Origin of the sequence: Streptomyces griseofuscus, assembly GCF_014673495.1 — a bacterium.
GTDB classification, from domain to species: Bacteria; Actinomycetota; Actinomycetes; order Streptomycetales; family Streptomycetaceae; genus Streptomyces; species Streptomyces murinus.
Genome location: NZ_CP051006.1, coordinates 2,178,614 through 2,200,867 on the forward strand (window position 1 = coordinate 2,178,614; position 22,254 = coordinate 2,200,867).

The following is a 22,254-nucleotide window of genomic DNA, read 5'->3' on the forward strand; positions in this document are numbered from 1 at the left end:
GTGAATTTCCGCCCATGGGGGGCTTTGCCGCGCTAATGTCTTTCTTGACCTTCCATTGACCATTGGTTGGCTCGGACGAGAGGCATGGATGGCCCCCTATGCAGCCCCTCATCGACAACGCCCGTAGTTTCGGCGACCGCCCCGAGGAGTTCGCCCGGCACGGCGCCGGACAGTCCCCGCAGGTCCTGTTCATCACCTGCTCCGACTCCCGGGTCGTCCCGGCCCTGATCACCGGCGCCCGCCCGGGCCAGCTGTTCGAGCTGCGCACGGCGGGCAACATCGTCCCGCCGCACACCTCCGCCCACCCCACCAGCGAGGCGGCCACCATCGAGTACGCCGTGGAGGTGCTCGGCGTCCGCGACATCGTGGTCTGCGGCCATTCGCACTGCGGCGCCGTCGGCGCGCTGGTGCGGGGCGACGACCTGACGGCCGTACCGGCCGTGCGCGACTGGCTGGCCCATGCCGCGCCCCGCCCCTCCGGCGCGCCGGAGGATCCGGAGGTCGCCGAGGCCGTGCAGTGCCATGTGCTGACCCAGCTGCTGCGGCTGCGCTCGTACCCCTGCGTGCAGCGGGGCCTCGCCGAGGGCCGACTGGGGCTGCACGGCTGGTACTACGAGGTGCACACCGGCGCGGTGCGGGCCCATCGAGCGGAGACCGACACCTTCGAATCCCTCTGATCCACCGGGCACGGATCCCGCATGGCCAAAATAGGCATATCGTGGCATTGACGGATGAATCAGACCTCTGGTGAGGAGGTCGTCATGCTCCAGGAGCTGGTGGGGGCGATCGTCGCGCTGGTCTGCGTCGCCCTGGTGTACACGGGGATGGCGGCCCGCGTGGTCAAGCAGTACGAGCGCGGGGTGCTGTTCCGGCTCGGCCGGGTCGCCGGTGAGGTACGGCCGCCGGGCCTCACGCTGATCATTCCCTTCGTGGACCGGCTGGCGAAGGTCAATATGCAGATCGTCACGCTGCCGATCCCCGCCCAGGAGGGCATCACCCGCGACAACGTCACCGTGCGCGTGGACGCGGTCGTCTACTTCCGGGTGGTCGACGCGACGAGCGCGCTGGTGAAGGTCGAGGACTACAAGTTCGCCGTCTCACAGATGGCGCAGACCTCGCTGCGTTCGATCATCGGCAAGAGCGACCTGGACGATCTGCTCTCCAACCGCGAGCAGCTCAACCAGGGCCTGGAGCTGATGATCGACAGCCCGGCCGTGGGCTGGGGCATCCAGGTGGACCGGGTCGAGATCAAGGATGTCTCGCTGCCCGACACGATGAAGCGGTCCATGGCCCGCCAGGCCGAGGCGGACCGGGAGCGCCGGGCCCGGATCATCAACGCCGACGCCGAACTCCAGGCGTCCAAGAAGCTCGCCGAGGCCGCCCAGCAGATGTCCGGCACCCCGGCCGCGCTCCAGCTGCGCCTGCTCCAGACGGTGATGGCCGTCTCCGCGGAGAAGAACTCCACCCTGGTCCTGCCGATCCCGGTGGAACTGCTGCACTTCCTGGAGCGCGGCAACCGGCCGGACACACCGCCCACCGAGGGCACGGCACACCAGACCCCGGAGCAGCCCCCCAAGGAGATCACCCCCGAGGAGACCACCCCGAACGGCGACCTGACACAAGCCCCGGATCTGAACGGCGCCCCCGGCCCCGAGATCGGCCGCCACCACCTCACGCCGAACCCCGGAGGAGGCTCGCGCAGCGACTAGCGTGCGGGCATGCGCAAGAGCTCGGTGACGGCGGCGACCGTCCTGACCGCCGCCACGGGCCGCGGAGGCGGCACCGGCGACGCGACCGGTGCAGCCTCCCCCACCGGCAGGACGGTCACGACGACCCCGGCCGCCGCCCGCCGCTTCACCTATGACGGCGCGGACGTCTCGCCCCCGATCGACCTCGCCGGAGTACCCGCGGACACCCGCGCCCCAGGGCGGTGCGGGATCTCGACGCGCCGGGCGGCACCTTCACCCACTGGCTGCTCCGAGACCCCGACGCGGGCACCCGCCGACTGCCCGCCGCACGGCGACCGCCCGCACCGCCACGTCCTCACGGTCTACGCCACCGACCGCCACCCACCCCTCTCCCCCGACGCGTCCTCCGGCGCCTCCCTCGACGACCTGCGGCGCGCCCTGGTCGGCCACAGCCTCGCCACCGGCACCCTGACCGGCCGCCACGGACGCTGAACGGACCCCGGGCTGGCGTGTCGGGTGCCCGGCGACGCACCATCGAAGGACGCCGAGCCGGAAGGGACGCCCGTGGCGAAACGAGATCTGCGGCGCCTGCTGCGCCTGTCACCGGGCGAGACCGTCGACCTGGCCGCACACGACCCGGCGGCCACCCCGGGCGCCCCCGGCGACAAACATGCCTCGCTCGCCGACGCCGAACGCATGGGCGAGGAACTGGCCGAACTCCAGGAGCGGCTGTGGGCGGCGGGCACCGCGGGCGACCGGCGCCGGGTGCTGCTGGTGCTCCAGGGGATGGACACCAGCGGCAAGGGCGGCACCGTCAAGCATGTGATCGGCCACCTCAACCCCTCGGGCTGTCGTATCCGGGCCTTCAAGGCACCCACCGCCGAGGAGCTGCGGCACGACTTCCTGTGGCGGGTGCGGCAGGCGCTCCCGCAGCCCGGCGAGATCGGCATCTTCGACCGCTCGCACTACGAGGACGTCCTGGTCGCCCGCGTCCGGCGCCTGGTGCCGGCCGCCGCGATCGGCAGCCGCTACGGCCTGATCAACGACTTCGAACGCGCCCTCACCGAGGAGGGCGTGACCGTGGTCAAGTGCTTCCTCCATCTGTCCTACGAGGAGCAGCGCCGCCGCCTGCTGCGCCGCCTCGACCGCCCGGACAAACGCTGGAAGTTCGCCCCCTCCGACATCGACGAGCGCGCCCTGTGGCCCGCCTACCAGCAGGCGTACGAGCTGGCCCTCGAACACTGCGCCGCCCCGCCCTGGTATGTGGTCCCCGCCGACCACAAGTGGTACCGGAACTGGGCCGTCGGCCGCCTTCTCCTCGAACACCTGCGGGAACTGGACCCCGAGTATCCGCAGTCCCCGTTCGATCTGGCCGAGTGCCGGGAGCGGCTGCTGAAGGAGACGTGAGCCGACCCCGGCCCGGGGTACCCGGCCGCCATGCGCAAGGTCACCGAGTCGTACTGGCTGGACACCGCACCTGGTCCCGCCCATCCCGCCCTCGCCGAGGACATCGAGGCCGACGCGGCCGTGATCGGCGCCGGGATGGCCGGGATAAGCACCGCGTACGAACTGGCCAGAGCCGGGCTGCGGGTCGTCGTACTGGAGGCCGGGCGGGTGGCGGCCGGGGTCACCGGGCACACCACGGCCAAGCTGACCGCCCAGCACACCCTGATCTACGACCGGCTGCGGCACACCCGCGGGCCCGAGGGGGCGCGGCTGTACGCCCGTTCGCAGTCCGAGGCGATCGCGCACGCGGCGGACCTGGTGGCCGAGCTGGGCATCGACTGCGAGTGGGAGACCCGGGACGCGTACACCTATGTACGGGACCCGGAGCGGGCGGACGAGGTGCGGACGGAGGCACGGGCCGCGCGGGAGGCGGGCCTGGACGCGTCGTTCACGACCGAGACAGGGCTGCCGTTCCCGGTGGCGGGCGCGGTGCGGGTGACCGGGCAGGCGCAGTACCACCCGGTGAAATACCTGCGGGCGCTCACCGAGGACCTGATCGCGCGCGGCGGCCGGGTGTACGAGGGGACCCGGGTCGTCGGCCTGGACGAGGGCGGCACCTCCGGACCCTGCCGGCTCACGACCGAGACGGGCCGTACCGTCACCGCCCGGGATGTCGTCGTCGCCACGCACTACCCGGTGTTCGACCGCGCCCTGCTGTTCGCCCGGCTGCATCCGCGCCGGGAACTGGTCGTCGCCGGGCCGCTGGGCGAGGGGCCCGACCCCGGGGGCATGTACATCACGCCCGAGGAGAACACCCGTTCGGTGCGGACAGCGCCGTACGACGGCGGGCGGCTGCTCGTGGTCACCGGGCAGCACTTCACGCCGGGGACCGGAGATCCGGGCGCCGCTCTCGACGGGCTCGCCGCGTGGGCCGAGCGGCACTTCCCCGGGGTGCGCCTCGACCGTGCCTGGGCCACCCAGGACAACGACGCCACCGACACCGTGCCACTGGTCGGCCCGCTGCACCCGGGCGCCCGGCACACCTATGTGGCCACGGGCTTCGGCGGCTGGGGCCTGAGCGGCGGCATCATGGCCGGGCTGCTGCTCACCGCGCTGATCACCGGCCGGGACAGCCCCTGGCGGGAGCTGTACGACCCCCGGCGCCTGAAGTCTGTGGTGCGCGAGGCGCCCGCGCTGCTCAGGACGCAGGCCGAGGTGGCCCGGCACTTCGTCGGCGACCGACTGAAGCCGCCGGTCGACCTCGACGAACTGGAGCCGGGCGACGGCGCGCTGGTCCGGGCCGGTGAGCAGCGGCTCGCCGTGCACCGCGACGACGCGGGCGCGCTGCACGCCGTCTCGGCCCGCTGCACCCATCTGGGCTGCCTGGTCGCCTTCAACCGCGCCGAACGCGCCTGGGAATGCCCCTGCCACGGCTCCCGATTCGATGTCGACGGGCGGGTGCTCCAGGGGCCCGCGGTACGGCCGTTGGAGCAGCGGGACCTCGAATCGACCCCGAGCGTGGCGGCGGACGACCCGGAGCGGGACGCCGAGTGAGCCCCGGGGCGCCCCTGAGCCGACCGCCGCGCGGGTGACCGTACCGCCGCGCCACGGGACATATCGCCATACAAACGATCAAACAGTCCTACGTTCGTACGGTGATCCCACTAGTACGCCGTATGACCGCCGTTTGTGCTCTGGGCGCGGCTCTCGCCGCCTGCGGAACCGCGGGCCCCACGGGCAGCACCCGCCCGGCCCCGGCCAAGTCCCCCGTCTCCGCCTCCCCGTCCGCCACCCGCCCGCCCGTGCTCTCCCCGGGCCCCGGCGGCATCACCCCGGTCTTCGAACACGGCCCGCGCGACAAGGGCAAGATCGTGGCGTTGACCTTCGACGCCGACATGACCGCCGACGAGGGGCCCCGCGCCGCCTCCGGCGAGCACTTCGACAACCCCGGTCTGATCGGCGCCCTGCGAACGCTGAAGGTGCCCGCGACCATCTTCATGACCGGCCGGTGGGCCGAGGAGTACCCGGACGAGGCCCGCAGTCTCGGGGACGACCCGCGGTTCGAGGTCGCCAACCACTCCTACAGCCACTACGCGTTCACCCCGAGCTGCTACGGACTGCCGACCATGGACGCGGAACACGGCCGCGCGGACGTCGAGCGGGCGTACACCGCCTTCCGCAAGGCGGGCCTGCGCAACGCGCTGCCGTACCTCCGTTTCCCCGGCGGCTGTTACGACCAGCAGACGCTGCGCGCGTTCAGCGGGCTCGGGGTGACCGCGATCCAGTGGGACGTGGTGAGCGGGGACGCGTTCGCCACGGACGCCGACGCGGTGACCAAGCAGGTGCTGGACGGGGTGCGGCCCGGCTCGGTGGTCATCATGCACTGCACCCGCAGCGCCGCCCCGACCACCGAGCAGGTCGTCCGTACCGTCGTACCGGAGCTGCGCAAGCGCGGCTACACGTTCGTGAAGGTCTCCCAGATGATCGCCGCGAGCCAGGGCCACCGCTGACGCTCAGGGTGTTCTGCGGGCGGTGAGCGCGCAGGCCGCGGCGAAGGCCGCGGCCGCGAGCAGGGCCGCCCCGGCGAGCGGCAGCAGCGGCACCGGCACCCGGCCGGACTGCGAACCGGTGACCAGGCCGCTGACCGCGGCCTGCGCCGGGGAGCCCGCGAGCACCGTCGCCATCAGCGCGCCCAGCAGCATCGCGGGCACCGCGCGCCCGGCGGAGCGCAGCAGCGGCCAGTGGGTGAGGGCGCCCACGGCCGCGCCGAGCAGCGCGCAGGCGTACGCGGCCGCAAGACCGGCCGCGCCGGCGCCCAGGCGATCCACCCTGACCCGGGCGCCGTTGCTCGCCGGGTCGCTGATCAGGGTGACGACGAGCGTCGCCGCCGTACCGAGGACGGCCGCGGCGAGCAGCGCCGTCAGCAGACACGCGAGGTGCGCCCGCGCGGGTCCGTGCGGCGCGGCCACGACGGCACGGGCGGCGGGCGGCTCCCCGGTGACACAGATCCGCACCAGCCAGGCGGCCACCGGCAGCAGCCCGGCGGCCGCGTACCCGAGCGAGTCCAGCACCGGCTGCCCGCCCTGCACCCCGACCCCCAGGAACGCGGCGTACAGGATCACCGGAGCCAGCCACCGCTGCGAGCGCAGCAGCAGTTCGACGTGATAACGCAGGAGTGCGCTCATACCCGGCTCCGGGGGTCGAGGGGTGGCCCGGCGGTGCCGGCGGGTGGTGCGACGCTGACGACATGCCAGGGCGGGCTGGTCGCGAGCAGGGTGCGCAGCAGGACGTCGGAGTGGGAGGCGGGGACGGTCAGCCGGTGGCGGCCGGGACCTGTCTCCTCGGCGGTGGTGACGAGCCGTGCCGCGTCGGGCGGCAGCTGCCCGCCGCCTTGTACGACGATGACGGCGAGCGCCCCGGCAGCCGGACCGCCGCCACCCGCACCGGACTTGAGCCCGCCTTCGATCACGGTGTACGTCGCGTCCGGCGCCCCCGCGAGCCGTCGCGGGTCGTGGTCCACGAAGACGACGGCGCCGCCCGCGGCGGTCCGCTCGGCCACCGCCCGCTCCAGCTCGTCCCGCGCGTCCGCGTCGAGCCCGGTCCACGCCTCGTCCAGGACCAGCAGCTCGGGATCGGCGAGCAGCGCCTGTGCGACGGCGATCTTCTGGCTGCTGCCCTTGGACAGCCGCGCCATCGGCGTGCCGGCGTACGCGGCCGCCCCGAACCGCTCCAGCCAGGCCCCGGCGGCGCGGGCGGCGGAGGCGCGGGACAGGCCGTGGACGGTGCCGAGCCGGGTCAGGTATCCGGCGGCCGTGAAGGGCAGCGCGGACGGGAACCGCTCCGGCACATAGGCGGTGCGGGGGCGGCCGGTGATCCGGCCCTCGGTGGGCGCGTCGAGCCGGGCGAGCAGGCGCAGCAGGGTCGATTTCCCGGTGCCGTTCGCCCCCTCTATCCGGGTCAGGGTGCCGGGGGCGATGGTGAGGTCGACGCCTCGTAACACCCAGGGGCCGCGGACGCCGTAGCGGCGGCCCACGGCGGTCAGTCGCAGGTCACGGTGCATGGGGCCATTCTTCTTCAGGCGTCATGCCGGGCGGGGAGGGTCCTCGCGATGTGGGACGCGCGCCGGTCGTACGCCGGTCGCACGCTGTAGGACGTGCATTCCGGGGCGCGCGTTGATCGGGACGCGGGCGGCTTCGTAGGGTGGCCCCTCGTGAGCGATGTTCCGATCCCCGCCGAGAGCCCCCTTCCGTCCCCGCGCGACGAGGCCCCGCAGTACGTGCTGCCCCTCGTCGTCCGCCTCGAACGCGATGCGCCGCCCGCCCGCACCGACGCCCTGGAGACGTCCGCGCGGGCGGTTCTGACGCTGCTCGGCGACGAACGGGCCCTCGGCGAGGGTGAGTGGGCCGAGGCCGTACGGAACTGGGAGGACGCCCGGATCCGCAAGGTGGTCCGGCGGGCCCGGGGCGCGGAGTGGCGGCGCGCCGGGACGCTGCCCGGGATCACGGTGACCGGCAGATCCGCGGAGGTACGGGTCTTCCCGCCGATCCCTCTGGACGGCTGGCCCAAGGACCTGGCCAAGCTCCAGGTCTCCGGCACCGAACTGGCCGACCCCGAGCCCCCGTCCGACCCCGACCGCACCGCCCCCGTCCTGTGGCTCAACCCGGACCTCGCGATGTCCGCGGGCAAGACCATGGCCCAGACCGGCCACGCCGCCCAACTCGCCTGGTGGGCCCTGCCCGACACGGCCCGCACCGCCTGGCGCGCCGCCGGCTACCCCCTCTCCGTCCGCACCGCCACCCCCGCCGAATGGACCCGCCTCACCCACAGCGGACTGCCGCTGGTCCGCGACGCCGGTTTCACGGAGATCGCTCCAGGTTCGTGCACGGTGGTGGCGGATCATCCGGCGTTGCGCTGACATGGGGACCACGACCGGGTCGTCGAAGGCCGAGGCACCGCGGGCCGAGGCGTCCAAGACCGTCGGCACCCCCCTGGAACTCCCCGCGTTCCGGCGGTTCGTGGTGGCGCATCTCATTTCGGTGAGCGGGTCCGCGATGGCGCCGCTGGCGCTCGCGTACGCGGTGATCGAGGGGGGCGGCGGGGCCGGGTCACTGGGGGTCGTGCTCGCGGTGAACACCGTCCCCACGATCCTGTTCCTGCTCATGGGGGGCCTGTTCGCGGATCGTTGGTCGCGCAGCCGGATCCTGTTCGTGGGGAATCTGGTGGCGGCGGGCGCGCAGGGGGTACTGGCCGGCACCGTGGCCACGGGTCATGCGACGACGGTGTCGATCGCGGCGTGCGGTTTCGTGTCGGGGACGGCGGCGTCGTTCATCGTGCCGGCCACCCAGGGTGCCGTCGCGCAGATCGTCCCCGCGGAACACCTCCAGCAGGCCAACGCGCTACTCAGGCTGCCGAGCAACGCGGTGAAGGTGCTGGGCCCGGTCGTCGGCGGCTTCGTCGTCGCGCTGAGCGGCGCGGCCTGGGCGCTGGCCTGGGACGCCTGCACGTTCGCCGTGGCGGCCGTCCTGCTGCTGGGCCTGCGCCTGGCCGCACCGCCCGGCTCGGCCGGCGGTGTCCTGGCCGACCTGCGGGCCGGCTGGACGGGGTTTTGGTCGCGTACCTGGCTGTGGACCTACACCGCCGCCGGAACCGTCCTCGTCGCCGCGTGGCTGGCCGGCTTCCAGCTGCTCGGCCCGCTCGTCGCCGCCCGCCGGTACGCCGGGGCACGCGACTGGGGCCTGGTCCAGGCGGCCTTCTCCTGCGGGCTGCTGGCGGGGACCCTGGTGTGTCTGCGCTGGAAGCCGTACCGGCTGCTCGCGGTCGCGGTCGTCGCGGGCGGCGGGCTCGCGCTGCCGCCGGCGGCCATGGCCTGGGGCCTGCCGCTGCCGCTCGTCCTCGTGGCCGCCTTCCTTGCGGGGGTCGGGCTCGATGTCGCGATCGTCGCCTGGACCACCGCGTTCCAGCAGCATGTGCCCGCGGCGGAGCAGGGCCGTATGAGCGCGTTCAACGGTGTCGGCGAACGGCTCGCCATCCCCCTCGGCTATCTCATCACCGCCCTCGCGGTGCACGCGTGGAGCAGCCAGGGCGTGCTCCTGGCCTGCGCCGCGCTGATCGTCGCGGCGACCGTGCTCAACCTCTGCGTCCCGGATCTGCACCGCGTCAACCGCGTCCGTCGGGAAGCCGACCCGGCCTGAGGCCCGGCGAGGAGCTTCGCGTGCGGCCCGGCCGGAAACCCGGTTCGAAGCCCGGCCAGAAACCCGGCGCGAACCTCAAATGTTGCTCTGAAGGCGGCCGGGAGGGGGTTCGGGGCGGGCCGCCGGGGTCATGTACGACGCGTACGCCGGGGGGCGAGGAGGGGGACAGGTCATGGGGAGACTGGGGACGGGGATCGGCTGGCGGCCGGAGATCGCCGAGGCCGTGGAGCGGATGCCCGGGATCGACTGGGTGGAGGTGGTGGCGGAGAACTTCTGCCCCGGCCATCTCCCCGAGTCGCTGGAGCGGTTGCGGGCGCGCGGGGTGACCGTGGTGCCGCACGGTGTCTCCCTCGGGCTCGGCGGCGCGCAGCGACCGGACGCCGGCCGGCTCACGGCACTCGCCGAACGCGCTCAGGCGCTCGGGTCGCCGCTGGTCACCGAGCACATCGCGTTCGTCCGGGCGGGTGGCACGCTCACCGCGTCGCCGCTGCTGGAGGCGGGCCATCTGCTGCCCGTGCCACGCACCCGGGACGCGCTCGACGTGCTCTGTGAGAACGTGCGCATCGCCCAGGACGCGCTGCCGGTGCCGCTCGCCGTGGAGAACATCGCCGCGCTGTTCTCCTGGCCGGACGAGGAGCTGACCGAGGGGCAGTTCCTGTACGAGCTGGCCGAGCGGACCGGCGTACGGCTGCTGATCGACGTGGCCAACCTGCACACCAACCACGTCAACCGCGGCGAGGACCCGGCCGAGGCGCTGGCCGGGCTGCCGCTGGAGGCGATCGCCTACGTCCATGTCGCGGGCGGCGTCGAGCGCGACGGCGTGTGGCACGACAGCCACGCGCACCCGGTGCCGGACGCGGTGCTCGGCATCCTGGCCGACCTCGCCGCCCGGGCCGCCCCGCCCGGCGTCCTGCTGGAACGCGACGAGAACTTCCCCGAACCGGCCGAGCTGGAGCGGGAGTTGGCGGCGATCCGGAAGGTGGTGGAGGGCGGCCGACGGGAGGACGTGGAGGTGCGGCCCGTCCCGCCGGTGCGCACGGACCCGGGCGACACCGAGGGCGCCCGTCAGCGGCTCGGGGTCGCGCAGACCGCCGTACTGTCCTCGCTGGTGGCCAGGACGCCCGTGCCCGAGGGGTTCGACCGGGTACGGCTGGGCGTGCAGGCGCGGGCGCTCGCGGCGAAGCGGGCGGACGTGGTGGCGAAGGTGGCGCCCGAGCTGCCGGTGCTGCTGGGGGCGTCGTACCGGGAGGCGTTCCTGGAGTACGCGCGGGCACGGCCGATGCGTGGCGGGTACCGGCGGGACGCGCTGGACTTCGCCGGGTTCCTGCTGGACGGAGAGCGGACGGACCTCCCGAGGCGGGAGCTGCGGGAGTGGTGGCTGGACCGCTCCGGCCCGGCGCCACGCGGGCGGGTGGCGCGGGCGGCGCGGAGGGTGCTGCCGGGGCGCGCCCGAAGCACCGCCCGTACGCGCCTGAGGCACCCCGTCCGCATCGCCTGAAGCGCGCCGTCCGCATGTGAAAATTCCTGGCGGCCGCCCCCTCCGCTGACATACAAAGCACCTCATGTTCTGGCTCCTCCTCCTGCTCCTCGCCTGGGCGTTCACCGGCACGGCCTGCGTTCGTCTCTGTCTCGCGGCGATGCGCGCCGCGGCCACGGACCCGGGCCCGGACCCCGGAGGAGTGGTCGAAGACCATGATCTGACCCTGTACGAGGCCGCGTTCCTGTCCGGCGGACCCCAGCGCGTCGCCGATGTCACCCTCCTGTCGATGGCCCGCCAGCGGCGCCTGCACCTCGCCCACACCGGCTGGGCCACCGTCGTCGACCCGCTCGGCCGGGACGAGATCGAGCGGTCCGTCATAGGGGCGATCGGCCCCGAGGGCCAGTCCCGCATCGCGCCTGTGCGGACCCGCGCCGCCCACACCGACGCCGTCCGGCGCCTCGCCGACCGCCTCGTGCGCAGTGGCCTCGCCGTCCCGGACGCCGCGGGCCCCACCATCGGCGCGGCCGTGCGCCAGGTCCGCGCCGCCGCGCTCGCCGTGGCGACCCTCGCCGTCGCCGCGCTGCTGATACCGATCCAGGCCGACACCTCACGGCTGATGGTCGGCCTGTGGTTCCTGCTGCCGTTCACGCTGTCGCTGAGCTGTCTGGCCATCGCCCGCTTCGAGGTGCACCCGTACTCGCCATGGGCCTCCCCCGCCGGGCAGCGCGTGCTGGGCGCGCTGCTGCGGCGCCGCCCCGGTGACGAGCCGTCGTTCCTCACCTCCGTCGCGCTGCGCGGCATCCGCGCGATCGGCGAACCGGAGCTGCGCGCGGCCTTCACCCACCGCGACGCGCCACACCGGGAGTAGGGGGCGCATCGGGGCACGCACGCCGACACCCGTCGGGCGGTGCTTGCCTTCCCCGGCGGGGGAACGAAACATCCCTGGTGTCCGCCTCGGTGACCGAAGGGATGCTGGATGAAAGCCGTCGCCCTCTGCTCGGCCGCCGCCTCGCTGCTGCTGACCGCCCTGGCCACCGCCCCGGTGGACGCCACGCCGAGCATCCCCGCCCCGCCGAGCCTCCCCGGTGTGCCGTTCCCCTCCGGCGCCGCCGAACTCCGCGGCACCATCGTCGCCGCCCTCCGCGCCCGCGCCACCGGCCTGCGCTACGGCACCTGTGACCCCGCCGAGGTGCCGCCGGTCGCCCACTCCCCCGCCGGACTGCGCTGCGGCACCGTCTCCGTGCCCCTCGACTACGCCCACCCCGACGGCAAGCAGATCGCACTCACCGTCAGCCGGACCCCCGCCACCGGGAAGGACGGCAAGCGGACGGTCCCCCGGCAGGGCGCCCTCGTCTACGACCCCGGCGGCCCCGGCGCCTCCGGCATGTACTTCGCGCTGGCCGGCACCCTGCCCGTCTGGAAGCGGATCGCCGCCGCGTACGACCTGGTCGGCTACGCCCCGCGCGGGGTGGGCCGCTCCGCGCCGCTGTCCTGCGAGGACCCGAAGCAGTTCGGCAAGGCGCCCACCCCGGCTTCGACGCGGCCCTCGGAGTCGTACAAACGCGAGCGCGTGGCGGAGGCGAAGGCGTACGCCCGCGGCTGCGCCCGGCGTTCGGGCCCCGGGCTGCGCTTCTACAACTCCCTGAACAACGCGCGGGACCTGGACGTCCTGCGGGCCGCGCTGGGCGAGGACCGGCTGACGTTCCTGGGCGCGTCGTACGGCACGTACTACGGCTCGCTGTACGCGGCGATGTTCCCCTCCCATGTGCGCCGGATGGTGCTGGACGCGGCGGTGAACCCGGATCCGGGGCAGATCTGGTACCGCGGCAACCTCGACCAGTCGGCCGCGTTCGAGAAGCGCTGGGCGGACGTGCGGGACTGGATCGCCCGGCACGACGCCGTGTACCGGCTCGGCGCCACGCCACAGAAGGTGCAGGGGAGTTACGACACCGCCGCCGCGCGGCTCGCCCTCGGACCGGCGGGCGGGAAGGTCGGGCCGGGCCAGTTGCAGAACGCGTTCCTGACGGCCGGGTACTACGACTCCGCCTGGCCGAGCCGGGCCGCCGCCCTCTCCGCCTATCTGCACGGCGACCCGAAACCGCTGGTCGCACTGGCCGCGCCGGACCCCGCGTCGGCGGCCGCGGCGGAGAACGGCACCGCCGTGTACACGGCCGTCGAGTGCAATGACGCGCCTTGGCCGACGAGTTGGGCGGTGTGGGACCGGGACAACACCCGGCTGGCCCGCATCGCGCCCTTCGAGACCTGGGACAACGCGTGGATGAACCTGCCCTGCGCGTACTGGCCCGCGCCCCGGCAGCGGCCCCTGGACGTCCGCACCGCGCCCGGCGCGCTGCCCCCGGTGCTGATCCTGGCGGCCGAACGGGACGCGGCCGCGCCGTACTCGGGGGCCCTGGAGATGAACCGGCGGCTGGCCGGCTCCCTGCTGGTGACCGAGCGCGGCGCGGGCACGCACGGCATCGGCGGCGGCCCCAACAAATGCGTCAACGCCTATATGGACGACTATCTGCTGACGGGCCGCCTCCCGGTGCGGAACGCGTCCTGCGCGCCCCGCGCCGAACCCGTCCCCGGCCGGGGACGGACGGCGGGCTGAGCCTTACGCCAGCCCCGCCACCAGGTCCGCCACGTCCTTGCGGCGGCCCGTGTAGAACGGGACCTCCTCGCGGACGTGCATCCGGGCCTCGGAGCCGCGCAGATGGCGCATGAGGTCGACGATGCGGTACAGGTCGTTCGCCTCGAAGGCGAGGATCCACTCGTAGTCGCCCAGCGAGAACGAGGCGACCGTGTTGGCGCGCACGTCCGGGTAACCGCGCGCCATCTTGCCGTGGTCGGCGAGCATCCGGCGGCGGTCCTCGTCGGGCAGCAGGTACCAGTCGTACGAGCGCACGAAGGGGTAGACGCTCACATAGTCGCGGGGCGTCTCGTCGGCGAGGAACGCCGGGATGTGCGAGCGGTTGAACTCGGCCGGGCGGTGCAGCGCCATGTTGGACCACACCGGCTCCAGCGTGCGGCCCAGCTTGGTGCGGCGGAAGAGGCTGTACGCCTCCTGGAGCTGGTCGCTGGTCTCCGCGTGCCACCAGATCATCACGTCGGCGTCGGCCCGCATACCGGACAGGTCGTACGTGCCGCGGATCGTCACGTCCTTGGCGGCGAGCTGGTCGAACAGCTCCTGGACCTCGTCGGCGTAGCCCGCGCGGTCGGCCGGCAGCACGTCCTTCAGCTTGAAGACCGACCACAGGGTGTAGCGGATGACATCGTTCAGGTCCTTGGCCAGCTTGCCCTTGTTGGGGATCCTGCCGGACTCGGTGGTGGGGGCGTCGTCACTCATGGTTCCTATTCTCCTGCTCCGCCGTGAAGGCTCTGCACCGGGTGGGCCGTCAGCTCCTCGACCCCGCGCAGATCACCGGACAGCTGATCGACGGCCGCGTTCGCGCTCGCGACACACGCGGGGATGCCCACGCCGTCGTACTGCGCGCCGCAGACCGCGAGGCCCGGAAGCTTGGCGATGTGCCCGCGGATCCGGGCCACCCGGCCGTGGTGCCCGACCGGGTACTGCGGCAGTCCGTCGGTCCAGCGGGTGACCCGGGTCTCGACCGGCGCGGCCTCGATGCCGACGGCCTCGCAAAGGTCGTGCCGGGAGACCTCCACCAGGTCGGCGTCGTCCCGGCCGAGGACCGCCGTCTCGCCGTACCGCCCCACCGAGGTGCGCAGCACGACCGTGTCCGGGTCCTGCTCGGCGATCCAGCCCCACTTCTGGGAGGCGAACGTGGCGGCCTTGATGGTGCGTCCGTCGAACGGCGGCACCAGGAAGCCGCTGCCCTCGGGCAGGGACACCTCGGCGCGCCGGTAGGCGAGGGTGATCAGGGCCATCGAGGCGTACTCGACGGCGGCCAGTTCGGCGGCGGCCGCCGGGGACTCGGGGCGCAGCAGCCGGGCGGCGGCCGGGGCGGGTACGGCGACCACCACGGCGTCGGCGTGCAGTTGCCGCCCGGCCGCGGTGATCCGCCAGCCGCCCGAGGGGTCCCGGCGCAGCTCGGTGACGGCTGCCCCGGTGCGGATCTCGCCGCCGCGCGCCCGGACGGACTCGGCGACCGCGAGCGGCAGGGTGCCCACGCCGCCCTCGATGCCCATGAACACGGGCCCGGTCTGCTGCGCGGCCGCGGCCCTGGCCTGGATCTCGCGGACGCCCTCGGTCAGGGAGGCGTGCGCGCGGGCGGCCTGGAAGAGCTGGGGGACGGCGGAGCGCATCGAGATGCGGTACGCGTCGCCCGCGTACACCCCGCCGAGCAGGGGTTCGACGAGGCGGTCCACGACCTCGCGGCCGAGGCGCGCCGCCACGTACTCCCCCACCGCCACGTCGTCGCCGACCTCGGTGCGGGGCAGGACGGCGTCCTGTTCGATGCGGGCCAGGCCGTCCTCGGACAGGACACCGGCGAGGGCGGCGGCGGTGCCGGGGACGCCCATCACATGGCCCTTGGGCATGGGGCGCAGCGCGCCGCGGGTCCAGATCGCGGCGCTCGCGATCGCCGGGGGCCGGAGCCGGCCGTCGAGGCCGACCTCGCGGGCGAGGGCCACGGCCTCGGGGCGGCGGGCGAGCATCGACTCGGCGCCGAGGTCGACCCGGACGCCCGCGATCTCGCCGGGCAGCAGCTTGCCGCCGACCCGCTCGGACGCTTCGAGGACCGTCACCCGCGCGCCGCGCTCCAGCAGCCGGTGGGCGGCGGCCAGACCGGCGACACCGGCTCCGATGACGACGGCGTGCCCCGAACTCGTACCCGTTGCGCTCATGGTCCCCACTCTCTCAGACCCCACTGACAGCGCTGATAGGGCCGTAGGTCCCGCGCGCCGCGTCGCGACCCGGACCCTCTAGCGTGTCCTCATGAGCATGCATCAGGGGCGGGAGCGGCTGGTCGTCGTCGGCGGGGACGCGGCGGGCATGTCGGCGGCGTCGCAGGCGCGGCGGCTGAAGGGGCCGGAGGAGCTGGAGATCGTGGCGTTCGAGCGCGGTCACTTCACCTCGTTCTCGGCGTGCGGCATCCCCTACTGGGTGGGCGGCGCGGTCCCCGAGCGGGACGACCTGATCGCCCGCACGCCCGAGGAGCACCGCGCCCGGGACATCGACCTGCGGCTGCGTACCGAGGTCACCGAGCTCGACGTGGCGGGGCGACGGGTACGCGCGCGGGACGTGGAGTCCGGCGCCGAGTCCTGGACGTCGTACGACAAGCTGGTGATCGCCACGGGGGCCCGGCCGGTCCGCCCGGAGCTGCCCGGCGCGGACGCCCCCGGGGTGCACGGCGTGCAGACCCTGGACGACGGGCAGGCGCTGATCGACACGCTGACCCGGGCGAAGGGCCGCCGCGCGGTGGTCGTGGGCGCCGGATACATCGGCGTGGAGATGGCCGAGGCGCTGATCGACCGTGGCTTCGAGGTGACGGTCGTCAACCGCGGCGAGCAGCCCATGTCCACCCTCGATGCGGACATGGGCCGCCTGGTGCACCGCGCCATGGAGGGCCTCGGCATCACCATGGTGAACGGCACCGAGGTCACCGAGATCCTCACCGGCGAGGACGGCCGGGTCCGCGCGGTGGCCACCCGGCACGCCGAGTACCCGGCCGACGTGGTGGTCCTCGGTATCGGCGTCCTTCCCGAGACCGCCCTCGCGCGCGCCGCCGGGCTGCCGCTGGGCGCCCATGGCGGGCTGCTCACCGACCTGGCCATGCGGGTGCGCGGCCACGACAACATCTGGGCGGGCGGCGACTGTGTGGAGGTGCTGAACCTGGTCTCGGGGCAGGAGCAGTACGTCCCGCTGGGCACCCACGCCAACAAGCACGGCCAGGTCATCGGCACCAACGCGGGCGGCGGCTACGCGACCTTCCCGGGTGTGGTCGGTACGGCGGTCAGCAAGGTCTGCGACCTGGAGATCGCCCGCACCGGTCTGCGCGAGAAGGACGCGCGCCGGGTGGGCCTGGAGTTCGAGGCGGTCACCATCGAGTCCACCAGCCGGGCCGGCTACTACCCGGGTGCCTCCCCGATGACCGTCAAGATGCTCGCCGAGCGCCGCACCGGGCGGCTCCTCGGTGTGCAGATCGTGGGGCGGGAGGGCGCGGCCAAGCGGGTGGACATCGCGGCGGTGGCGCTGACCGCGCGGCTGACGGTGGAGCAGATGACCGCCCTGGACCTCGGCTACGCGCCGCCGTTCTCGCCGGTGTGGGACCCGGTCCTGGTGGCCGCGCGCAAGGCGGCACGGAAGGTGCGCGAAAGCTGACCGGCGCGCGACCGTTCGGCGGGAGCGGTCGATTGACCGCGGGCTCGCCGGGCACTACTCCTTCGTGGTCATCCCCGTCCATGACATCAATCCGGTGCGCCGCACCCCCTGGGTGACGTACGCGCTGATCGCCGCGAACGTCCTGGTGTTCCTGGCCACGCCCGGCATGCCCGGCTCCCTGACCGGCGGCGAGAACCTGGCGCAGCTGTGCCATCTGGAGGCCTTCATGGACCGCTTCGCGGCGGTCCCCAGCGAGCTGATCCACGGCCGGGTCCCGCGGCTGGTGCCGACGGGCCAGGTGGGCGTCGGCCCGCACGGCCCCGGCTGTGTGGTGGCCCCGCGCGGCTTTTACAAGTCGCCGCCGCTGTCGGTGTTCACGGCGATGTTCGTGCACGGCAGCTGGCTGCATCTGCTGGGCAACATGCTGTTCCTGCTGATCTTCGGCAACAACGTCGAGGACCGGATGGGCCACATCCGCTACGCCGTCTTCTACCTCGTCTGCGGCTACGCGGCCGGATACGGCTTCGCGCTGCTCAACGCCGGTTCGGGTGACCCGCTGATCGGCGCGTCGGGCGCGATCGCCGGGGTCCTCGGCGCCTACATCGTGCTGTGGCCCAGTGCCCGGGTCTGGGTGCTGGTGCCGTTCCTGGTGTTCCTGCCGCTGCGGCTGCCGGCCTGGCTGGTGCTGGGCTTCTGGTTCGTGCTCCAGGCCGTGTACTCGTCCGGGCAGGGGGTGTCCGACGCCGGAACGGTGGCGTACGTCGCCCATGTGATCGGCTTCCTGGTGGGCCTGCTCATCGCCCTGCCGCTGAAGCCCGGCACCCCGCCCCCGCCGGAGCCGCCCGGCCTGCTGTTCGGCAGGCGCGCGCGGCCCTCCCACCCCAACTGGTGAGCGTCAGCGGGCGCTCGCACCGTGGACGTACTCCACCAGGCGGGTCAGCGCGTCCGGGTCGGTCTTGGGCATCACGCCGTGGCCGAGGTTGAAGACATGGCCCTCCAGACCCGCGGCGGCGTCCAGCACCTCCTGGGCCTTGGCCTCGACGACGTCCTTGCCCGCGAACAGCACGGTCGGGTCCAGGTTGCCCTGGAGCGCCTTGCCGGGGCCGACCCGGCGGACGGCCTCGTCCAGCGGGACGCGCCAGTCGACGCCGACGACGTCCGCGCCGGCCTCGCCCATCAGGCCGAGCAGCTCGCCGGTGCCCACGCCGAAGTGGATGCGCGGCACACCGTGCTCCGCGACCGCGTCGAAGACCTTGGCCGAGGCGGGCAGCACCGAGCGCCGGTAGTCGGCGGGGGCGAGGGCGCCGGCCCAGGAGTCGAACAGCTGCACCGCGGAGGCGCCGGCCTCGATCTGGACCTTCAGGAAGGCGGCCGTGATGTCGGCGAGGCGGTCGAGCAGGTCGGCCCACAGCTGGGGGTCGCCGTACATCATCGCCTTGGCGTTCTCGTACGTGCGCGAGGGGCCGCCCTCGACCAGGTAGCTGGCCAGCGTGAAGGGGGCGCCCGCGAAGCCGATCAGCGGGGTGGCGCCCAGCTCGCGGGTGAGCATCCCGATGGCCTCGGTGACATACGGGATGTCCTCGGGGGTCAGGTCGCGCAGCCGGGCCAGGTCGGCGCGGGTGCGGATGGGCTGCTCGACGACCGGGCCGACGCCGGGCTTGATGTCCAGGTCGACGCCGATGGCCTTGAGCGGGACGACGATGTCGCTGTAGTAGATCGCCGCGTCCACGCCGTGCCGGCGTACCGGCTGAAGGGTGATCTCGGTGACCAGCTCGGGCCGCGCGCAGGACTCCAGCATCGGAATGCCCTCGCGCACCTTGCGGTACTCGGGCAGCGAGCGGCCGGCCTGGCGCATGAACCACACGGGGGTGTGCGGCACGGGTTCGCGCCTGCACGCCTTGAGGAAGGCGCTGTCGTACGTCGCGGTCGGCTGCTTGCCCGAAGGGGCGTCGTTGGCGGTCACGGGAAAAGTCTCGCATGCGGTGTGGACGGGCCGTGCACAGGCGGCGAGCAAGCGCACGTCGCGGGGTGTCTTGCCTGCGCAGAGGCCCGATTCCCCTTACTCTTCCCCGCATGGCTGCGGCTCACGGACACAGGTCGGAAGGCGCTGACGGATTGGGCGACGTGAAGGACACCGAGGAGGCGGACCGGCACCCGGGTGCCGCGGGTCCGCCGGCGTTCCGGGCCGCGGTCGAAGCCCTGCGCGGCTGCCGGCTTCGCCCGCAGATCGAGGTGGAGCCGACCCCCGCGCCGCAGCGGCTCGCGCCGTACGCGTACGCGCTGGAGGCGGTGGTGGTCGACGGCGAGCAGGAGCTGGCCGACGGCCGCCTGGTGCTGCTGCACGATCCGGCCGGCCACGACGCCTGGCGGGGCACGTTCCGGCTGGTGACGCTGGTACGGGCGGAGCTGGAGCCGGAGATGGCGGCCGATCCGCTGCTGCCGGAGGTGTGCTGGTCCTGGCTGACCGGGGCGCTGGGGGCGCGCGGCCTCGGCTACGGCGAGCCGAGCGGCACCGTCACGCGCGCGAGTTCGCACTACTTCGGCGGTCTCGCCGACCGGCCCGCCGCCTCGCAGATCGAGATCCGGGCCTCCTGGACGCCGCGCGAGGGCCGCGGCGGGGTGCCGGACACGGCCGCCCATCTGATCTCCTGGTGCGATCTGCTGGCCCAGGTCGGGGGGCTGCCGCCGGCCGGTCCTGGGGACACCTCGGTGGTGACGCTGCCGCAGCGCAGGGGTCCGCAGTCCCGGTGAAGTGACGGCGCGTGACGGGCGCCGCCATCCTCCGGGGCGCCTTATTGACCATCTCTTTGTCGATACGGCCACATTGTGAACTCGAATCGCATCCGCTCGGACCGATTCGATCTTCGGGTGATCGAGCGCATGTCCGAATTGCACGGATTGTTACTCACTAGATCGTGATCACTCTCTAAAGGCGGACACGTTTGCTGCCGAAGACGACTGTGACCTTGAAAGCACGGTTCGTCCCGGCTTCTTCCCCACAAGCCGGCCCCGTCCCCCCACCCAGGAGGCCTGGTGTCCGTTCTCCTTGAGCAACCCGCAAGCCTGGTCGCCTACCGCCCGAACAAGCCGACCGCCATGGTGGTCGTGGCCGACCCGCGCGTGCGTTCCACCGTCACCCGCCATCTGTGGGCGCTCGGTGTGCGCGATGTGATCGAGGCCTCGTCCATCGCGGAGGCTCGTCCCCGCATCGGCAACCCCCGCGACATCTGCGTCGCCGACGTCCACCTGCCCGACGGCTCCGGCCTGACCCTGCTCTCCGAGACCCGCGCCGCGGGCTGGCCCAACGGTCTTGCCCTCTCCGCCGCCGACGACATCGGCGCGGTGCGCAACGCCCTGGCCGGCGGGGTCAAGGGCTACGTCGTCACCGGCACCCGTACCAACATCGGGCTCCCCGCCCGGCCCGGTGCCGCCCCCCTCGGCGGCGCCGCGCGCATGCACCGCCGCCCCCCGGGTGCCCCGAGCCACCCGGGCGGCTACCGCGAACTGTCCGGACGCGAGGTCGAGGTGCTGCGCCTGGTCGCGGAGGGCCAGTCGAACAAGGCGATCGGCGTGTCCATGGGCCTGTCCGCCCTCACCGTGAAGAGCCACCTCGCCCGCATCGCCCGCAAGCTGGGCACCGGCGACCGGGCCGGCATGGTCGCCGTCGCCCTGCGCACCGGAATCATCCACTGACCCTTCCGCTACTCCCCTCCCCACCGACCCCTTCCGGAAAACGGCCGTTTCACTCCTCTGAACCGGCGATTTCACCAGGCTGACTGGTTTACGACCCCTCGGTGCCCGTCGACGGAACGTTCCGGCGACGGGTGCTGTCCACGCATGGATACCCTTGACAGGTGACCGACGCCCAAGACACCGCAGCAGACAGCACCCGGCGCAGCAATGGAGACACCTCTCCCGACGACGCCGGATCTTCTGTGACGGAGGCGCCGACACCCCTTCTCGAACCCCGCGAGGGCATTCCGCCCGTGGTCGCCGACGAGGCGGCGCTCGCCGAGGTGGTCGCCGCCTTCGCCGCCGGCTCCGGGCCGGTCGCCGTGGACGCAGAGCGCGCCTCCGGGTATCGCTACGGCCAGCGCGCGTATCTGGTGCAGCTGCGCCGCGAGGGCGCCGGCACCGCACTGATCGACCCCGTCGGCTGCCCCGACCTGTCCGCGCTCGGCGAGGCGCTGTCCGGCGTGGAGTGGGTGCTGCACGCGGCCACCCAGGACCTGCCGTGTCTGCGCGAGATAGGCATGCTCCCCACCCGGCTGTTCGACACCGAGCTGGCCGGCCGGCTCGCCGGGTTCCCCCGGGTGGGCCTCGGCGCCATGGTGGAGAACGTCCTCGGTTTCGTCCTGGAGAAGGGGCACTCCGCCGTCGACTGGTCCACCCGCCCGCTGCCCGAGCCCTGGCTGCGCTATGCCGCGCTGGACGTCGAACTCCTCGTGGACCTGCGTGACGCCCTGGAGAAGGAGCTGGACCGCCAGGGCAAGCTGGAGTGGGCCCTCCAGGAGTTCGACGCGATCGCGAGCGCCCCGCCGGCCGAGCCCCGCAAGGAGCCCTGGCGCCGTACGTCCGGGATGCACAAGGTACGGCGCCGCCGTCAGCTGGCCGTCGTACGGGAGCTGTGGGAGACGCGGGACCGTATCGCGCAGCGGCGCGATGTGTCGCCGGGCAAGGTGCTGCCGGACGCGGCGATCGTGGAGGCGGCGCTGGCCGTGCCGGGCAATGTGCACGCGCTGGCCGCGCTGACCGGGTTCGGGCACCGGACCGGGCGCCGGCAGCTGGAGCAGTGGCAGGCGGCGGTGGACCGGGCGAAGGCGCTGCCGGAGTCCGAACTGCCGCAGCCGGGACAGCCGGTGACGGGTCCGCCGCCGCCCCGGGCGTGGGCCGACAAGGACCCCTCGGCGGCGGCGCGGCTCTCCGCGGCGCGGGCCGCGGTGACGACGCTGGCCGAGCAGCTGTCCATGCCGCAGGAGAACCTGATCTCCCCGGACACGGTCCGCCGGCTCTGCTGGCAGCCGCCCGCCGCGGTCGACGCGGGATCCGTCTCGACGGCGCTCGCCGGATACGGCGCGCGTCCCTGGCAGGTGGAACTGGTGACGCCGGTCCTGGTGACCGCGCTGTCGGGAAAGGACGCCTGAGCGCCGCGGCCGGTCGGCGAGG

The 22,254-nt window shown here is 73.6% G+C and carries 21 protein-coding genes; 16 read left to right on the plus strand and 5 right to left on the minus strand.

Annotated features, from left to right (window positions below):
* Positions 1-98: 98 nt before the first annotated feature.
* From HEP81_RS09590 to HEP81_RS09615, 6 genes are all read left to right on the plus strand, one after another.
* A complete protein-coding gene (locus HEP81_RS09590; RefSeq protein ID WP_037655419.1) occupies positions 99-677 on the plus strand; it encodes a carbonic anhydrase in 579 nt (192 codons plus the stop codon).
* Positions 678-761: 84 nt separating this feature from the next.
* Positions 762-1,709 (plus strand): slipin family protein, encoded by a 948-nt coding sequence (locus HEP81_RS09595; RefSeq protein WP_243279792.1) that lies wholly within the window; start codon positions 762-764, stop codon positions 1,707-1,709.
* Between the two features lie 9 nt (positions 1,710-1,718).
* A complete protein-coding gene (locus HEP81_RS09600; protein ID WP_051850150.1) occupies positions 1,719-2,180 on the plus strand; it encodes a YbhB/YbcL family Raf kinase inhibitor-like protein in 462 nt (153 codons plus the stop codon).
* A 72-nt stretch (positions 2,181-2,252) separates the two neighbouring features.
* Positions 2,253-3,095 carry a PPK2 family polyphosphate kinase gene (locus HEP81_RS09605; RefSeq protein WP_037655416.1) on the plus strand — a complete coding sequence of 281 codons (843 nt, stop codon included), beginning with the start codon at positions 2,253-2,255 and terminating at the stop codon, positions 3,093-3,095.
* Between the two features lie 30 nt (positions 3,096-3,125).
* Entirely contained in the window at positions 3,126-4,688 is a 1,563-nt protein-coding gene (locus HEP81_RS09610) for an FAD-dependent oxidoreductase (RefSeq protein WP_037655414.1), read from the plus strand.
* A 101-nt stretch (positions 4,689-4,789) separates the two neighbouring features.
* Positions 4,790-5,644 carry a polysaccharide deacetylase family protein gene (locus tag HEP81_RS09615; protein ID WP_037655410.1) on the plus strand — a complete coding sequence of 285 codons (855 nt, stop codon included), beginning with the start codon at positions 4,790-4,792 and terminating at the stop codon, positions 5,642-5,644.
* Positions 5,645-5,647: 3 nt separating this feature from the next.
* Here HEP81_RS09615 and HEP81_RS09620 read toward each other — a convergent pair whose 3' ends face one another.
* Positions 5,648-6,319, minus strand: a complete 672-nt coding sequence (locus tag HEP81_RS09620; RefSeq protein WP_037655409.1) for a hypothetical protein — start codon at positions 6,317-6,319, stop codon at positions 5,648-5,650.
* Positions 6,316-7,194 carry an ABC transporter ATP-binding protein gene (locus HEP81_RS09625; protein ID WP_037655407.1) on the minus strand — a complete coding sequence of 293 codons (879 nt, stop codon included), beginning with the start codon at positions 7,192-7,194 and terminating at the stop codon, positions 6,316-6,318. The genes HEP81_RS09620 and HEP81_RS09625 overlap by 4 nt, the downstream gene beginning before the upstream one ends.
* 150 nt (positions 7,195-7,344) lie before the next feature.
* On the opposite strand from HEP81_RS09625, the gene HEP81_RS09630 reads away from it, so the two are divergent.
* From HEP81_RS09630 to HEP81_RS09650, 5 genes are all read left to right on the plus strand, one after another.
* Complete coding sequence (locus tag HEP81_RS09630) at positions 7,345-8,049, plus strand: peptidyl-tRNA hydrolase (RefSeq protein WP_037655405.1); 705 nt, start codon at positions 7,345-7,347, stop codon at positions 8,047-8,049.
* Between the two features lies 1 nt (position 8,050).
* Entirely contained in the window at positions 8,051-9,325 is a 1,275-nt protein-coding gene (locus HEP81_RS09635) for an MFS transporter (protein ID WP_078967358.1), read from the plus strand.
* A 172-nt stretch (positions 9,326-9,497) separates the two neighbouring features.
* Positions 9,498-10,823, plus strand: coding sequence for an MbnB/TglH/ChrH family RiPP precursor modification enzyme (locus HEP81_RS09640; protein WP_051850149.1), 1,326 nt, complete (start codon positions 9,498-9,500; stop codon positions 10,821-10,823).
* A gap of 64 nt (positions 10,824-10,887) precedes the next feature.
* The gene (locus tag HEP81_RS09645) at positions 10,888-11,673 is read left to right on the plus strand and encodes a TIGR04222 domain-containing membrane protein (protein ID WP_037655404.1); all 786 of its coding nucleotides are present in this window, start codon (positions 10,888-10,890) and stop codon (positions 11,671-11,673) included.
* Between the two features lie 108 nt (positions 11,674-11,781).
* Entirely contained in the window at positions 11,782-13,416 is a 1,635-nt protein-coding gene (locus HEP81_RS09650) for an alpha/beta hydrolase (protein ID WP_037655402.1), read from the plus strand.
* A 3-nt stretch (positions 13,417-13,419) separates the two neighbouring features.
* On the opposite strand, the gene hemQ is transcribed toward HEP81_RS09650, so the two are convergent.
* Both hemQ and hemG read right to left on the minus strand, forming a co-directional pair.
* Complete coding sequence (gene hemQ / locus HEP81_RS09655) at positions 13,420-14,151, minus strand: hydrogen peroxide-dependent heme synthase (protein ID WP_037655401.1); 732 nt, start codon at positions 14,149-14,151, stop codon at positions 13,420-13,422.
* Positions 14,152-14,156: 5 nt separating this feature from the next.
* Positions 14,157-15,611, minus strand: a complete 1,455-nt coding sequence (gene hemG, locus HEP81_RS09660) for a protoporphyrinogen oxidase (protein WP_037655398.1) — start codon at positions 15,609-15,611, stop codon at positions 14,157-14,159.
* A gap of 91 nt (positions 15,612-15,702) precedes the next feature.
* Here hemG and HEP81_RS09665 point away from each other — a divergent pair, with 91 nt between their 5' ends.
* Positions 15,703-17,088, plus strand: coding sequence for an FAD-dependent oxidoreductase (locus HEP81_RS09665; protein ID WP_037655396.1), 1,386 nt, complete (start codon positions 15,703-15,705; stop codon positions 17,086-17,088).
* 64 nt (positions 17,089-17,152) lie between these two features.
* Positions 17,153-17,980 (plus strand): rhomboid family intramembrane serine protease, encoded by an 828-nt coding sequence (locus HEP81_RS09670; protein ID WP_037655394.1) that lies wholly within the window; start codon positions 17,153-17,155, stop codon positions 17,978-17,980.
* Between the two features lie 3 nt (positions 17,981-17,983).
* Here HEP81_RS09670 and hemE read toward each other — a convergent pair whose 3' ends face one another.
* Positions 17,984-19,051 carry a uroporphyrinogen decarboxylase gene (hemE, locus tag HEP81_RS09675; RefSeq protein ID WP_037655393.1) on the minus strand — a complete coding sequence of 356 codons (1,068 nt, stop codon included), beginning with the start codon at positions 19,049-19,051 and terminating at the stop codon, positions 17,984-17,986.
* Between the two features lie 110 nt (positions 19,052-19,161).
* Here hemE and HEP81_RS09680 point away from each other — a divergent pair, with 110 nt between their 5' ends.
* The 3 genes from HEP81_RS09680 to HEP81_RS09690 all read left to right on the plus strand — a co-directional run bounded on the left by HEP81_RS09680 (position 19,162) and on the right by HEP81_RS09690 (position 22,232).
* Positions 19,162-19,839 (plus strand): DUF3000 domain-containing protein, encoded by a 678-nt coding sequence (locus HEP81_RS09680; protein WP_078967357.1) that lies wholly within the window; start codon positions 19,162-19,164, stop codon positions 19,837-19,839.
* Positions 19,840-20,121: 282 nt separating this feature from the next.
* Positions 20,122-20,781, plus strand: coding sequence for a response regulator transcription factor (locus HEP81_RS09685; RefSeq protein WP_037655387.1), 660 nt, complete (start codon positions 20,122-20,124; stop codon positions 20,779-20,781).
* Between the two features lie 161 nt (positions 20,782-20,942).
* On the plus strand, positions 20,943-22,232 hold the full coding sequence (locus HEP81_RS09690; protein WP_037655386.1) for a ribonuclease D: 1,290 nt from the start codon (positions 20,943-20,945) through the stop codon (positions 22,230-22,232).
* Positions 22,233-22,254 lie beyond the last annotated feature (22 nt).

Coding starts and splice junctions, on each gene's coding strand:
- HEP81_RS09590 (WP_037655419.1), top strand. CDS start 99: ATGCAGCCCCTCATCGACAACGCCCGTAGTTTCGGCGACCGCCCCGAG.
- HEP81_RS09645 (WP_037655404.1), top strand. CDS start 10,888: ATGTTCTGGCTCCTCCTCCTGCTCCTCGCCTGGGCGTTCACCGGCACG.
- HEP81_RS09610 (WP_037655414.1), top strand. CDS start 3,126: ATGCGCAAGGTCACCGAGTCGTACTGGCTGGACACCGCACCTGGTCCC.
- HEP81_RS09650 (WP_037655402.1), top strand. CDS start 11,782: ATGAAAGCCGTCGCCCTCTGCTCGGCCGCCGCCTCGCTGCTGCTGACC.
- HEP81_RS09640 (WP_051850149.1), top strand. CDS start 9,498: ATGGGGAGACTGGGGACGGGGATCGGCTGGCGGCCGGAGATCGCCGAG.
- HEP81_RS09625 (WP_037655407.1), bottom strand. CDS start 7,194: ATGCACCGTGACCTGCGACTGACCGCCGTGGGCCGCCGCTACGGCGTC.
- HEP81_RS09595 (WP_243279792.1), top strand. CDS start 762: ATGCTCCAGGAGCTGGTGGGGGCGATCGTCGCGCTGGTCTGCGTCGCC.
- HEP81_RS09665 (WP_037655396.1), top strand. CDS start 15,703: ATGAGCATGCATCAGGGGCGGGAGCGGCTGGTCGTCGTCGGCGGGGAC.
- hemG (WP_037655398.1), bottom strand. CDS start 15,611: ATGAGCGCAACGGGTACGAGTTCGGGGCACGCCGTCGTCATCGGAGCC.
- HEP81_RS09600 (WP_051850150.1), top strand. CDS start 1,719: ATGCGCAAGAGCTCGGTGACGGCGGCGACCGTCCTGACCGCCGCCACG.
- hemQ (WP_037655401.1), bottom strand. CDS start 14,151: ATGAGTGACGACGCCCCCACCACCGAGTCCGGCAGGATCCCCAACAAG.
- HEP81_RS09620 (WP_037655409.1), bottom strand. CDS start 6,319: ATGAGCGCACTCCTGCGTTATCACGTCGAACTGCTGCTGCGCTCGCAG.
- HEP81_RS09635 (WP_078967358.1), top strand. CDS start 8,051: ATGGGGACCACGACCGGGTCGTCGAAGGCCGAGGCACCGCGGGCCGAG.
- HEP81_RS09680 (WP_078967357.1), top strand. CDS start 19,162: ATGGCTGCGGCTCACGGACACAGGTCGGAAGGCGCTGACGGATTGGGC.